The organism is Burkholderia sp. KL41, from assembly GCF_057005415.2.
The window spans coordinates 1377987-1390881 of sequence record NZ_CM174446.1; the positions used below are offsets into that span (position 1 = coordinate 1377987).

Annotated in this window: 13 protein-coding genes; 10 read left to right on the plus strand and 3 right to left on the minus strand. The window is 67.8% G+C overall.

Features of this window, described 5'->3' with window-relative positions:
- Positions 1 to 66 precede the first annotated feature (66 nt).
- Entirely contained in the window at positions 67 to 195 is a 129-nt protein-coding gene (locus tag PQB87_RS06540; RefSeq protein WP_269145793.1) for a hypothetical protein, read from the minus strand.
- A gap of 458 nt (positions 196 to 653) precedes the next feature.
- On the opposite strand from PQB87_RS06540, the gene PQB87_RS06545 reads away from it, so the two are divergent.
- Positions 654 to 1283 carry an NAD(P)H-binding protein gene (locus PQB87_RS06545; protein ID WP_059620729.1) on the plus strand — a complete coding sequence of 210 codons (630 nt, stop codon included), beginning with the start codon at positions 654 to 656 and terminating at the stop codon, positions 1281 to 1283.
- A 63-nt stretch (positions 1284 to 1346) separates the two neighbouring features.
- Here PQB87_RS06545 and PQB87_RS06550 read toward each other — a convergent pair whose 3' ends face one another.
- Positions 1347 to 2264, minus strand: coding sequence for a LysR family transcriptional regulator (locus PQB87_RS06550; RefSeq protein WP_136469963.1), 918 nt, complete (start codon positions 2262 to 2264; stop codon positions 1347 to 1349).
- A gap of 127 nt (positions 2265 to 2391) precedes the next feature.
- Here PQB87_RS06550 and speB point away from each other — a divergent pair, with 127 nt between their 5' ends.
- The 5 genes from speB to PQB87_RS06575 all read left to right on the plus strand — a co-directional run bounded on the left by speB (position 2392) and on the right by PQB87_RS06575 (position 7593).
- Entirely contained in the window at positions 2392 to 3357 is a 966-nt protein-coding gene (gene speB / locus PQB87_RS06555) for an agmatinase (RefSeq protein ID WP_489242707.1), read from the plus strand.
- A complete protein-coding gene (locus PQB87_RS06560; RefSeq protein ID WP_489242708.1) occupies positions 3350 to 3814 on the plus strand; it encodes a GNAT family N-acetyltransferase in 465 nt (154 codons plus the stop codon). Before speB ends, PQB87_RS06560 begins: the two co-directional genes overlap by 8 nt.
- Before the next feature lie 136 nt (positions 3815 to 3950).
- Complete coding sequence (locus tag PQB87_RS06565; RefSeq protein ID WP_111939694.1) at positions 3951 to 4628, plus strand: SOS response-associated peptidase family protein; 678 nt, start codon at positions 3951 to 3953, stop codon at positions 4626 to 4628.
- Positions 4629 to 4931: 303 nt separating this feature from the next.
- Positions 4932 to 6362, plus strand: coding sequence for a purine-cytosine permease family protein (locus PQB87_RS06570; protein ID WP_059590143.1), 1431 nt, complete (start codon positions 4932 to 4934; stop codon positions 6360 to 6362).
- A 160-nt stretch (positions 6363 to 6522) separates the two neighbouring features.
- Positions 6523 to 7593, plus strand: a complete 1071-nt coding sequence (locus PQB87_RS06575; RefSeq protein WP_489242709.1) for a porin — start codon at positions 6523 to 6525, stop codon at positions 7591 to 7593.
- A 58-nt stretch (positions 7594 to 7651) separates the two neighbouring features.
- Here the strand turns inward: PQB87_RS06575 and PQB87_RS06580 are convergent, their stop codons facing one another.
- On the minus strand, positions 7652 to 8608 hold the full coding sequence (locus tag PQB87_RS06580) for a LysR family transcriptional regulator (protein ID WP_489242710.1): 957 nt from the start codon (positions 8606 to 8608) through the stop codon (positions 7652 to 7654).
- Between the two features lie 188 nt (positions 8609 to 8796).
- Here PQB87_RS06580 and PQB87_RS06585 point away from each other — a divergent pair, with 188 nt between their 5' ends.
- From PQB87_RS06585 to PQB87_RS06600, 4 genes are all read left to right on the plus strand, one after another.
- Entirely contained in the window at positions 8797 to 10107 is a 1311-nt protein-coding gene (locus PQB87_RS06585; protein ID WP_048023682.1) for an MFS transporter, read from the plus strand.
- Positions 10108 to 10138: 31 nt separating this feature from the next.
- Positions 10139 to 11410 carry a Zn-dependent hydrolase gene (locus tag PQB87_RS06590; RefSeq protein WP_489242711.1) on the plus strand — a complete coding sequence of 424 codons (1272 nt, stop codon included), beginning with the start codon at positions 10139 to 10141 and terminating at the stop codon, positions 11408 to 11410.
- A gap of 49 nt (positions 11411 to 11459) precedes the next feature.
- Positions 11460 to 12482 carry a histone deacetylase family protein gene (locus PQB87_RS06595; RefSeq protein WP_059498010.1) on the plus strand — a complete coding sequence of 341 codons (1023 nt, stop codon included), beginning with the start codon at positions 11460 to 11462 and terminating at the stop codon, positions 12480 to 12482.
- A 105-nt stretch (positions 12483 to 12587) separates the two neighbouring features.
- Positions 12588 to 12878 carry a hypothetical protein gene (locus tag PQB87_RS06600; RefSeq protein ID WP_489242712.1) on the plus strand — a complete coding sequence of 97 codons (291 nt, stop codon included), beginning with the start codon at positions 12588 to 12590 and terminating at the stop codon, positions 12876 to 12878.
- The last annotated feature ends 17 nt before the right edge of the window (positions 12879 to 12895 follow it).

Consider the following 12895-nt stretch of genomic DNA (forward strand, 5'->3'; position numbering starts at 1 on the left):
GCAACGCGCGCATCGGCGGCTTTTCGTTTGCGGCGCCGGATTCCGCGCCGGCGCTTGCGCCGTTCGTCATGACGGCGCGCGCAGGTCGACGTGGGGCGCCGTCACGTCGCGATGGAACGCATCGATCGCATCGACCATCTGCGGCAGCCCGGGCTGCTCGAGCGGATAGCGGCCCGCGTTCTCCGGCATCGTCACCTGGGCGGCTGTCGATCAAGGAAATCGCGCAGGAACCGGGATTCAGCGACATGTCGTCGTTCTCGCAGGCATACGAGCGCTGGACGGGTGTCGCGCCGAGCGTGTCGCGACAGGAGACGACCGGTTCGTAGCGGACGCCGACACCGGGTTCGAAAGACGGCGAAAAATGAACGCTCTCTTTTTCATTGGCCGCGTCATCTGTCGTATCAATGTCGAATAAATATCAATATCGAGCGCTTTGATGCGGTAAAGATCTCGAATGTGCGCGGAACTGAAGCGTCGGCGAAGCCTGGCGGGAGTCGTGCCGCGTCAAGTCAGAGACAGGAAATGAGTACGGCCTGTAACTTTTCGAGATGTTGGGCGCTTGTCGGTGCCGAGTCGGCCGACGATCATGTGGGAAGCCGGAAACCGGGGCGTTCCCGCTCCGCCAACGCAGGCTCCACACGGAAGAACCGGACATGAAATTGCTGCTCGTCGGCGCGACCGGACTCGTCGGGCGTCACGTCCTCGAAGTCGCGCTCGCCGATGCGCGGGTCGATCAGGTGATCGTCCTCGCGCGCCGCCCGTTGTCGCCGCACCCGAAGATGCGTGCGATCGAGGTCGATTTCGATCATCTGCCCGACGCGGCCGACTGGTGGCATGCCGATGCCGTGATCTGCACGCTCGGCACCACGATGCGGGCTGCCGGCTCGAAGGCGGCGTTCCGGCGCGTCGACCACGACTATCCGCTCGCGGTCGCGCGGCTCGCGCACCGCCACGGCACCCCGGCCTACGTCCTGAATTCCGCACTCGGTGCGGACCCGGCATCGAGCATCTTCTACAACCGCGTGAAGGGCGAGGTCGAGCAGGCGCTCGCCGGCGTCGGGTTCGCGTCGCTCACGTATGTGCGGCCCGGGCTGATCGGCGGCAGCCGCGACGAATTCAGGCTCGGCGAGCGGCTGCTGGTGTTCGCGTTGAACGTGGCCCGCCCCGTGTTGCCGGCGAAGTGGCGCGTGAATCCCGCGTCGCGGATTGCCCGCGCGCTGCTCGACGCGGCGATCGACGCGCGGCCGGGCGTGCAGGTCATCGCGTCCGACCGGCTCGCCTGACGCGCATTCGGTCGCCCGCTTACCCGGTTATTCGCCTGACGCGCAACGGGCGGCGCGCGTCGGTCACGGGCCCGCGAAGCCGTCGAGCTCGCCGAACTGTTCGGCGAGCGCCGCCGTGAACGCTTCCAGCGCTTCGCTGCCGTCGCAGTTGCGCGGTGTCGCGAGCTGGAATTCCACCGTATGGCTCAGCTTGCTCGCGAGCAGCCGGCGCATCTTCCCGGCGGCGACCCACGGCGCCGCGACATGGTCGGGCAGGAAGCCGACATGCGCGCCGGACAGGATGAAGATCACGTCGGCGTCGACGTTTTCGGAGAACGCGGTCGGCTGCGCGTTGCGCAGCGCCGCACCCGACGTGTTCGTCTTGTAGAGCCGCGCGACGTTGCTCGCGCCCGCGATGTCGTTGACCGACACGTTCTTTTTCGCAAACAGCGGATGCCGGGCGCCGCAGTGCAGCGACTGGTGTTCGACGAACAGCGGCGTGTAGTGCAGGCCGGCCTGGTGGCCGGAAAAATAGCCGATCGCGAGCTGCAGTTCGCTTTTCAGCAGCCGGCGTTCCAGCTCGTCGGGCGGTACCGCGACCATCTCGATCAGCACGTCCGGCGCCCGTTCGCGAAAGCGGCCGACGCTTGCCGCGATCGATTCGACGACGTCCGGCGCCAGTCGCTCGGACAGCCCGATACGCAGCTCGCCGAGCAACGTGCCCGACACGTGCTGCGTATCGCGCGTGAACACGTCCATCGCGTGCAGGAGCCGCCGCGTCGACTGCAGCACGCGTTCGCCCTTCGGCGTCAGCCGGAAGCCGCTCTTGCCGCGATCGCACAGCCGGAACCCGAGACGCGTCTCGAGCTTGGCCATCTGCGTGCTGATGGTCGAAGGCGCCATGCCGAGCGTGCCCTGCGCGGCGCTGAAGCCGCCGCTTTCGACGATCGTCAGAAAGAGCCGCAGCAGCTGCACATCCATGTCTCTCAAGCGGGTCAGCATGGCGATACGTCGCAATTCGTGAAGTCGGCTTATGTTAGTTCATATTTTTCGTCGGATGCCGGGGCGGCAGAATCGGGCACGAGGTCGCCAGCCGCGCGGCCGTCCCCCTTCAGACAGGAAGCCGACGATGAGCCAGAACGATTTCGCATTCACGCGCGACAGCCTCTACGGCACGCAGGCCGAGCCGACCTTCGCGGGCGCGACGAGCTTCATGCGCCGGCGTTTCAGCCGCGATCTCGACGGCGTCGACCTCGCGGTCACGGGCGTGCCGTTCGATTCCGCCGCTTCGCACCGGCCCGGCACGCGCTTCGGCCCGCGCGGGTTGCGGATCGCGTCGACGGGCATCGCGTGGGAGCGCCCGTGGCCGTGGTCGTTCGATCCGTTCGACGTGCTGGCCACGGTCGACTACGGCGATTGCGCGTTCGATCTCGGGCAGCCCGAATCGGTGCCGGGCGCGATCGAGCGGCATGCCGACGGAATCCTCGCGCGCGGCTGCGCGATGCTGACGCTCGGCGGCGATCACTTCATCACGTATCCGCTGCTGAAGGCGCACGCGAAAGTGCACGGGCCGCTGTCGCTCGTGCATTTCGATGCACACACCGACACGTGGCCCGATCACGACGTCAAGCGCATCGATCACGGGACGATGTTCTATCACGCGGCGCGGGAAGGATGGGTCGTGCCCGGACGGTCGGCCCAGGTCGGCATCCGGACGACCAACGACGCGCCGATGGGCTTCGACATCCAGGATGCGCGCCACGTGCATGCGTCGACGCCCGCCGCGATCGCCGCGCGCATTCGCGACCGGGTCGGCGATCATCCCGTGTACCTGACGTTCGACATCGACTGTCTCGATCCGGCGTTCGCACCGGGCACGGGTACGCCGGTCTCGGGCGGGCTGTCGAGCCATCAGGCGTTCGAGATCCTGCGTCACCTGGAGGGCATCAACCTGGTCGGCATGGACGTGGTCGAAGTGTCGCCGCCGTATGATCATGCGGAAATCACGTCGCTGGCCGGCGCGACGATCGCGCTGGAGCTGATCTGCCTGTATGCGTCGCGCCGGCGCACCACGGAAAAATCGAACGATGACTGAACTCACCTGGCGCAAGGCCGTTCCCGACGATGCGGCCGCGTGCATCGAACTGCGCGGCAAGACGCGCGAGAACGCATTCACCGACGCGCAGTTGCGCGACCTCGGCATCACCGTCGAAAGCTGGGGCGACGGCATCCGGGACGGCCTGGTCTCGGGCCGGGTCTGCTGCGCGAACGGGCGCATGGTCGGCTACTGCTTCGGCGACACCGGATCGGGCGAGATCGTCGTGCTCGCGATCCTGCCCGAATACGAGGGGGCGGGGATCGGCAAGCGGCTGCTGCGGCAGGTGATCGACGCGTTCGCCGCGAACGGCTTCACGTCGCTGTTTCTCGGGTGCTCGACCGATCCGTCGTCGCGCTCGTACGGCTTCTACCGGCATCTGGGCTGGACGCCGACGGGCACGCTCGACGAAGCCGGCGACGAAATCCTGACGCTGCGGATCGCGCGGCACGCATGACGGCACGCGCCGGAGGCGCCAGGCGCTGCGTCGATCCGTCGCTTCGTAAAACTGTTTCGTCATACCAAGCGATCGCGTGACCGCGGCGCCTGCGCTGACCTACGATGGAGACATCGCTTCCACCGTCCACCGAGCCGTGTGCACCCACTACCGCGCTCCCGATGAAGACCCGGGCATCAGCGAACTGAAGATCGGAATCGGCGACCTGTTCCGCCGCGACCCCTGGGCACCCGACGTGTATCCCGACTACGCGGCGCCGGTCGCGCGCGCCGACGGCGACGGCCTCGAGGTCGTCGCGGCCGTGTTCGGTTTCTGGCCGAAATTCATGCAGCCCGAGCGGGTCGACGAGCACGGTCGAAAAAGAAAGAAACTCGATACGGTGAACGCGCGGGCGGAAACGGTCGGCTCGTCGCGGCTCTACGGCACAGCGTGGCGCAACGGCCAGCGCTGCCTGATTCCGGTGCGCTGGATCGTCGAGCCTTGTTACGAAACCGGTCGCAACGTGTGGCACCGGATCGGCGTCGCCGGCTGGCAACCGTGCTGCGTCGCCGGGATCTGGCGGCGCTACGAAGGCGCCGACGGCCGCGAACGCGTGGGCATGGCGATGCTCACGGTCAACGCCGACGCGCACCCGCTGTTCGCGCGGATGCATCGGCCCGGCGAAGAGAAGCGGGGCGTCGTGATCCTGCGCCGCGACGATTACGACGAGTGGCTGCACGTGCGCGATATCGAGGCAGCCCGGCGCATGCTGAACCTGCTCCCCGCCGACGACATGACGGCCGAACCCGATCAGGCATCGCCCGCGCGCACCTGAGCTTTCATTTTTCCGACGTCAAGCTTTCGGAAAAACCGGCCGAAGCTGTGCCGATTATTCGGACGATTTCGAAAATCGGCCGATACCGGGTAATCACCGATATCTCACAAGTTGTATATACAAGATCATCCGCTGGCAATGTCGGCACACGTCGTGCCGCTTGCGCGCCAGCGCGCAAACCGTGCGTGCGTGGCGCATGCCGGCGATCCACGGCGCCCCGCACCCGCAGAGCCGAAAGGGCGGCTCGCAGCTTCCCGTCTTGTTCGAACCATTTGTGATCCTGAGTATTTTGGAGATTTGCCCGTGTCAACGAATCCCAGTGGAAAAGCCGGCGGCCTGATCGAAGTCCGTTCGATCGATTTCATTCCCGACGCCGAGCGCCACGGCGGCCTGCTGAGCCAGTTCACCCTGTGGCTGTCGGCCAACCTGCAGATCACGGCCATCGTCACGGGCGCGCTCGCCGTCGTGCTCGGCGGCGACGTGTTCTGGTCGCTGGTCGCGCTGCTGCTCGGCCAGTTCGTCGGCGGCGCGGTGATGGCGCTGCACGGCGCGCAGGGGCCGCAGCTCGGCTTGCCGCAGATGATCTCGAGCCGCGTGCAGTTCGGCGTCTATGGCGCGATGATCCCGATCGTGCTCGTGTGCCTGATGTACATCGGCTTTTCCGCCAGCGGCTCGGTCCTGGCCGGGCAGGCCGTCGCGCAGTTGCTGCACGTCGACGACGCGGCCGGCATCCTGCTGTTCGCGGCAGTGATCGTCGTGCTGACCGTGTTCGGCTATCGCGCGATCCATGCCGTCGGCCGGGTCGCGAGCGTGATCGGCATCGCCGCGTTCGTCTACATGTTCACGCAGCTGTTCGCGAACCACGACATCGGCGCGCTGCTCGCGAACCGGCATTTCTCGCTCGCGAGTTTCCTGCTGTCGATGTCGCTGTCCGCGTCGTGGCAGATCGCGTTCGGTCCGTACGTCGCCGACTATTCGCGTTACCTGCCGCGCTCGACGTCGTCGGTCGCGACGTTTCTCGCGGTCGGCCTGGGCTCGGTGATCGGCGCGCAGGCGGCGATGGTGTTCGGCGTGTTCGCGGCCGCACTGGCCGGCAGCCAGTTCGCGCACCATGAGGTGGCGTATATCGTCGGCCTCGGCTCGACCGGCGCCGTGGCCGCACTGCTGTACTTCAGCATCGCGTTCGGCAAGGTGACGGTGACGGCGCTCAACGCCTACGGCAGCTTCATGTCGATGGCGACGATCGTCAGCGGCTTCCGCGGCAAGGGCGCCGTGTCGTCGAAGAGTCGCCTCGTGTACATCTTCGGGATGATCTGCGTATCCACGCTCATCGCGCTCGCGGGCCGCCATTCGTTCCTGAAGGAATTCACCGCGTTCATCCTGTTCCTGCTCGCGTTCTTCACGCCCTGGAGCGCGATCAACCTGGTCGACTACTACTGCTTCACGCGCTCGCGCTACGACGTGCCGGCGCTGTCCGATCCGGACGGCCGTTACGGCCGCTGGAACGTGATGGCGATCACGATCTACGTGGTCGGCATCCTCGTGCAGTTGCCGTTCATGTCGACGCACATCTACACGGGCCCGCTCGTCGATGCGCTCGGCGGCACCGACATCTCGTGGATCCTCGGCCTGATCGTGCCGGCCGTGCTATATTACATCGGCGCGCGTGCGTCGCGCCGCAGTATTCCCGAACGCCTGATCCTGCCGCTCGAACGCGGCGAAGTTCACCACTGACGACACGTCACGCGCATCGGGCCGGCCGGCTGCCGGCCTGAATGCCGCGCGAGCCGGGCGCTGCCTGCGCCGGGTTCTTCCACACGTTTCCCTTTCGACGATGCCGGTGCGGCGCGGCTGCCGCGCGCGGTGTCGTTTCATTCTCAGGCTATTGAATAGTATGACTAAGAAAATGACAGCCCGCGGCAGCGATTCCCGGGCGCGGATGGTGCACGCTGGTCTTCGCGTGACGGTGGCGGTGGCGTGCGCCGCCGGATCGGGCGCGGCGCTCGCGCAGGACGGCGTCACGCTGTACGGCGTGATCGACGAGTTCGCGCAGTACGTGAACACGGGCAACGGCTATACGGCGGCGATCGGTTCGGGCGGCCAGTGGGGCAGCCGGTTCGGGCTGAAGGGCGGCGAGGATATCGGCGGCGGGCAGAAGATCGAGTTCGCGCTGGAGAACGGCTTCAACCCGAACGACGGCTCGCTGGCGAGTTCGGGCAGCCTGTTCAACCGGCAGGCGTGGGTCGGCATCGCGGGGCAGTGGGGCAGGGTACGCGCGGGCCGCCAGAATTCGCCGCTGTTCAACGACCAGGGCGGGCAGGATGCGTTCGGCGGTGTCACGCAGGCGTCCGGCATGGACAACCTGACCGTGTTCGCGTTCCGCACCAGCAATACGCTGTCGTACCAGAGCCCGGAGATCGCCGGTTTCCAGGGCGGGCTGTACTTCGGGTTCGGCGACGCGGGCGGCGTGCGCTCGGCGGGCGCCAGCCAGCAGTTCGACCTGACTTACGAACACGGGCCGTTCGGTGCGTTCGTCGCGGGCCAGTGGCTGAAGAACGCGACGGCGACCACGACCGATCGTACGATCATGGCCGGTGCATCGTACGAGATCGGCAAGGCGACCGTGTACGGCGGTTTTTCCGCGGTGAAGTGGGCCGATCTCGGCATCGATTCGCGCGTGTACGGGCTGTCGGTCAAATACCAGTTCAATCCGGCGAGCTACGTGGCGCTCGGCTACGCGTATCTGCACGACCAGTCGTCGCAAGGCAACAATGCGGACCAGCTCGGGCTGATGTACGAGTACGACCTGTCGAAGCGCACGAGCTTCTACGGCGCGCTGTCGTACCTGCGCAACCGCAACCAGGCCGGCTACACGCTGGCCGGTGCGGCGAACCCCGGCCTGCCGCTCGCGTATCCGGGCGCGAATGCGCGCGGCGTGCAGCTCGGCATCGTGCATCGCTTCTGACCTTGCCGACGCGCCGGGCCGGGTGCGCCCGGCGCTTTCCTCCGGCGCGCTCGCGCCGTTACTTCCCCAGCCGCTCCGCCAGCGAATGGCGCTGCATGCAGCGCTCCATCGCGTCGAGAAACGCGTGCTCGGCCGCGTTCATCTTGCGATCGCGATGCCACAGCAGGAACACGTCGACGTCGACGAGCCCTTCGTCGGGCGGCAGCCGCCACAGCCGCTGCTGGGCGATGTCGTCGCGCACGATGTGTTCGGGCAGGCAGCCGATCCCGTAACCCGCGAAGATCAGCCGTCGCACTTCCTCGAGGCTCGGCGACGATGCGACGATGCGCCCCGTGAAGCCCTTCTGGTCGCGAAACACGGTGAGCGGCGACAGGCTGTCGCCGATCTGGTCGCTCGTGAACGACACGAAATTCTCGGCGAGCAGATCGTCCATGCGCAGTTGCGTTTGCCCGAACAGCCGGTGATGGCGGCCGCAGTAGATCGCATAGCGCTGGCGCAGGAAGCAGCGTATCTCCAGCTTGTCGTGCGGCGTGCGGCACAGGCCGAGCCCGGCCGTGGCGGTTTTCTGCAGCAGCGAAGAAAGGATGTCCGACGAGCGCATCACCTCGATCTGCAGGTCGATGCGCGGATACGCGCGATGGAATTCCGCGAGGAATTCGTCATAGACGGGCGACTCGATGCGGCTCACCGTCAGCAGCCGGATCGAGCCGGTCAGGTCGGCCGTGCTGTCGTCGATTTCGGTTTCGAGGCGCGAGATGCCGCCGTAGATGTCGCTCGCGATCCGGTACACGGCTTCGCCCGCCGGCGTCGTCGCGAAGTGCGTGCCGCGCCGCTCGATCAGCTTGCGTTCGAGCGTGTCCTCGAGCCGCCGCAATGCCTGGCTCACGGCCGGCTGCGTCACGTGCAGGCGCGCGGCCGCGCGGCTCACGCTGCGCTCCTGCACGATGACGAGGTAGGTGCGCAACAGGTTCCAGTCGAGACGGTCGTTCAGGAACGGGGCGAGGTCGGGGCGCATCGGGTCTCCGGGCGAGGCGTCGGGTGGATATTAGTTGAATTTATACGGCGAATAATAACTTGAAATTTGACTAATGATTTGCGGTCGCCGATAAAGGAGGGGCGCCGCAGCGTGCGGCGCAAGGCCGCGACAGACGGCCGTCCACGATATTGCGCGTCGCGCCGCAGCGGCGCGCGTCAGGAGCCCGCATGACCCAGTCCCTTCCTTCCGCCCGCCAGCCGGGACGCGCCGCGACGGCCGCGTTCATCGGCACGATGATCGAGTGGTACGACTTCTACATCTACGCGACCGCCGCCGCGCTCGTGTTCGGCGAACTCTATTTCCCGTCGCATGACCGCTTCGTCAGCACGATGGCGTCGTTCGCGACGTTCGCGGTCGGCTTCTTCGCGCGGCCGCTCGGCGGCGTGATCTTCGGGCACCTCGGCGATCGCATCGGCCGCAAGAAGGCGCTGATGACGACGCTGATGATGATGGGCGTCGCGACCGTCTGCGTCGGGCTGCTGCCCGATTATTCGACGGTCGGCCTGCTCGCGCCGGTGCTGCTCGTCGCGCTGCGCGTGGTGCAGGGGATCGCGGTCGGCGGCGAATGGGGCGGCGCGGTGCTGATGGCGGGCGAGCATGCGCCGCAGGGGCGCCGCACGTTCTTCGCGTCGTTCGCGCAGCTCGGCAGCCCGGCCGGGCTGATCCTGTCGCTGATCGCGTTCCGCGCGGTCACGTCGATGGACAAGGCGGACTTCCTCGCGTGGGGCTGGCGCCTGCCGTTTCTCGCGAGTTCGGTGCTGCTCGTGGTCGGCATCCTGATCCGGCTCGGCGTGAACGAGTCGCCGGAATTCGCGCGCGTGAAGGAAACCAACCGCACGGTGAAGCTGCCGGTTGCGGAAGTGTTCCGCTCGGCGTCGGGGCTCGTGTTCCTCTGCATCGGCGCGAACACGATCGGCATCGCGGGCGTCTATTTCACGAACACGTTCATGATCGCGTACACGACGCAGTACGTCGGCGTCTCGCGATCGCTGATCCTCGACAGCCTGTTCGCGGTCGCGATCATCCAGTTCTTCGCGCAGCCGGTCGCCGCGTGGATCGCCGAGCGCATCGGCGGCGCGCGCTTCCTGAAGCTCGCGGCGCTGCTCGCGATGCTGTCGCCGTATCCGATGTTCATGCTCGTGCAGGGCGGCACGTCCGCGTCGCTGATTGCCGGCATCGCGCTCGCGGTGGTCTGCATGGCCGGCTTCTATTCGGTGATCGCGGGTTTCGTGAGCGACGTGTTTCCCGCGCACGTGCGCTATTCGGCGATCTCGCTGGCTTACCAGATCTGCGGCGCGATCGCGGGCGGGCTGACGCCGCTCGTCGGCACGTGGCTCGCGCATCGCTTCGCGGGCCAGTGGTGGCCGCTCGCGGTGTTCTACACGTGCCTGGCCGGCATCTCGCTGCTCTCCATCGTCGCGATCGACGCACGCCGCGCAGCGCGGCCGGCCGCCGCCGAAGCGCTCGGCTCGCAGTGACCCTCAACGAACGAATTCATCCGGAGTGCACATGAAAGACCTGCTGGAAATCGACGGCGCCCGCTTGTGGCAGAGCCTGGCGGACATGGCGCGCGTCGGCGCGACGCCTCGCGGCGGCGTGCGGCGCCTGGCGCTCACCGACGACGATCGTCGCGGGCGCGACCTGTTCGCGCAGTGGTGCCGCGACGCGGGGATGACGGTGAGCGTCGACGCGGTCGGCAACCTGTTCGCGCGGCGCGACGGCGTCGATGCGCAGGCCGCGCCGGTGCTGATCGGCAGCCATCTCGACACGCAGCCCGAAGGCGGCCGGTTCGACGGCGTTTATGGCGTGCTCGCCGCGCTCGAGCTCGTGCGCACGCTGAACGACGCAGGCATCGCGACCGGCAAGCCGCTGGAAATCGTGTCGTGGACCAACGAGGAGGGCGCGCGTTTCGCGCCGGCGATGCTCGGCTCGGCCGTGTTCACGGGCGCGTTGCCGCTCGACGATGCGCTCGCGAAGCAGGACGCCGACGGCATCACGCTCGGCGCGGCACTGGACGCCTGCGGTTATCGCGGCGCGCGCGCGACGGGCGGCGCGGTCGATGCGTACTTCGAAGCGCATATCGAACAGGGCCCGGTGCTGGAGGCCAACGGTACGACGATCGGCGTCGTCACGGGCGGGCAGGCGATCCGCTGGCTCGACGTGACGGTGACGGGCGTGGCCGCGCATGCGGGCACGACACCGATGCCGTATCGCAAGGACGCGTATTTCGCGAGCGCGCAGATGGCGCTCGAACTCGAACGGATCGTCGCCGGTCATGCGCCGCGCGGGCTCGCGACGATCGGGCAGGTCGGCATCCGCAACGCGTCGCGCAACACCATTGCCGGCGACGTGACGTTCACGGTCGATCTCCGTCATCACGACGATGCGCAAGTCGACGCGATGGAGCGCGAACTGCGCGATGCCTGCGCACGTGTCGCCACGGCGCGCGGCGTGCAGGTCGCGATCGACACCTGCTGGCGCAGCCCGGCGACGCCGTTCGATCGCGACTGCGTCGAACTGGTCGCGCAGGCGGCTGCGGCGTTCGGCTATACGAACGAGCGGATCGTCAGCGGCGCCGGGCACGACGCGATCCTGCTCGCGCGCCGCGTTCCGACCGCGATGGTGTTCATCCCGTGCGTCGACGGCCTGTCGCACAACGAAGCCGAGGACGCGCTGCCCGCCGACGTGACGCGCGGCACGAACGTGCTCCTTCATGCGGTGCTCGCGCGCGCCGGCGTCGCGGCGAGCGTTGCCGTGGCGGCCGCCACGCAGGATGCGTGACACCGCGAACCGATCGATCGACCGACAGAACAACCGACGAGGGCAAACGATGAACACCTATTTCCATCCCGAGCAGCTGCTGCACCATCCGCGCAGCTACCTGTCGCGCGGCCGGATGCGCGAGCCGCAGGAAGTGCCCGAGCGCGCGGCGCGGCTCGTCGCGGCCGTCCGGTCGCTCGACTTCGACGTGCGCGAGCCGGCCGACCGCGGCACCGCGCCGATCGCGGCCGTGCACGACATGAACTACCTGCGCTTTCTGGAAGAAGCGCACCGCGACTGGAAGCGGATGCCCGACGACTGGGGCGACGAAGTGATGTCGAACGTGTTCGTGCGGGACCCGAACCCGCTGCGCGGCGTGCTCGCGAAGGCCGCGCGTTATCTCGCCGACGGCAGTTGCCCGGTCGGTGCGAACACGTGGCGCGCCGCGTACTGGTCCGCGCAGAGTGCGCTTGCGGCTGCGGCCGACGTCAACGACGGCGCACGCGACGCGTACGCACTGTGCCGGCCGCCCGGCCATCACGCGCGCCGCGACGCGGCCGGCGGCTTCTGCTACCTGAACAATGCGGCGATCGCCGCGCAGTCGCTGCTCGGCCGCCATCGCCGGGTCGCGATCCTCGACACCGACATGCATCACGGGCAGGGCGTGCAGGAGATCTTCTACGGCCGCGACGACGTGCTGTACGTGTCGATCCACGGCGACCCGACCAACTTCTACCCGGTCGTCGCGGGTTACGAGGAAGAGACGGGCGCGGGCGCCGGCGACGGTTTCAACCTCAACCTGCCGATGCCGCACGGCGCGCCCGAGTCGGCATTCTTCGAGCGGCTCGACGACGCGCTGCGCGCGCTCGCGCGGTTCCAGCCCGATGCGCTCGTGCTCGCGCTCGGCTTCGATATCTACAAGGACGATCCGCAATCGCAGGTTGCCGTCACGACCGACGGTTTCGGACGGCTCGGCGGGGCCATCGGCGCACTCGGGTTGCCGACGGTGATCGTGCAGGAAGGCGGCTATCACCTCGAAAGCCTCGACGCCAACGCGCGCGCGTTCTTCGGCGGGTTCGCCGCCGCGCGCTGACCGGCGCGGCGGGGTTCGGCCGAATGCGTGCGGATTGAGGTTTTCCTCGCGCATGCCGATAATTCGCGCATCTGCCTGGATGGATGCACGAAGGAGGGCCGCACGATGACAGCCGGCCAGATCACACGCGGTGCGATCGCGCTCGCCGTACTGGGCGCAGGGTTGCTCGCGAGCGCGGCGGAACCGTCGATTCCGCTGCGAGTCAGTCTCGTCATTCCGGAAACCTGCACGATCGACGCCGGCGCGCCGCAGGCGGCTGCCGATGCCGGCATGCCGAGCGTCAGTTGCATGCACGGCACGCCGTTCGTGCTCAGCCACGCGGCGCTGCCCGATGCGCGGTCGGCGCCGCGCGGCATCAGCACGGGCGCGCCGCCCGCATGGACCGTCACGTTCTGAACGGCGCGCCCGCCCGT

Coding starts and splice junctions, on each gene's coding strand:
- PQB87_RS06600 (WP_489242712.1), top strand. CDS start 12,588: ATGACAGCCGGCCAGATCACACGCGGTGCGATCGCGCTCGCCGTACTG.
- speB (WP_489242707.1), top strand. CDS start 2,392: ATGAGCCAGAACGATTTCGCATTCACGCGCGACAGCCTCTACGGCACG.
- PQB87_RS06590 (WP_489242711.1), top strand. CDS start 10,139: ATGAAAGACCTGCTGGAAATCGACGGCGCCCGCTTGTGGCAGAGCCTG.
- PQB87_RS06550 (WP_136469963.1), bottom strand. CDS start 2,264: ATGCTGACCCGCTTGAGAGACATGGATGTGCAGCTGCTGCGGCTCTTT.
- PQB87_RS06585 (WP_048023682.1), top strand. CDS start 8,797: ATGACCCAGTCCCTTCCTTCCGCCCGCCAGCCGGGACGCGCCGCGACG.
- PQB87_RS06560 (WP_489242708.1), top strand. CDS start 3,350: ATGACTGAACTCACCTGGCGCAAGGCCGTTCCCGACGATGCGGCCGCG.
- PQB87_RS06580 (WP_489242710.1), bottom strand. CDS start 8,608: ATGCGCCCCGACCTCGCCCCGTTCCTGAACGACCGTCTCGACTGGAAC.
- PQB87_RS06575 (WP_489242709.1), top strand. CDS start 6,523: ATGACTAAGAAAATGACAGCCCGCGGCAGCGATTCCCGGGCGCGGATG.
- PQB87_RS06545 (WP_059620729.1), top strand. CDS start 654: ATGAAATTGCTGCTCGTCGGCGCGACCGGACTCGTCGGGCGTCACGTC.
- PQB87_RS06595 (WP_059498010.1), top strand. CDS start 11,460: ATGAACACCTATTTCCATCCCGAGCAGCTGCTGCACCATCCGCGCAGC.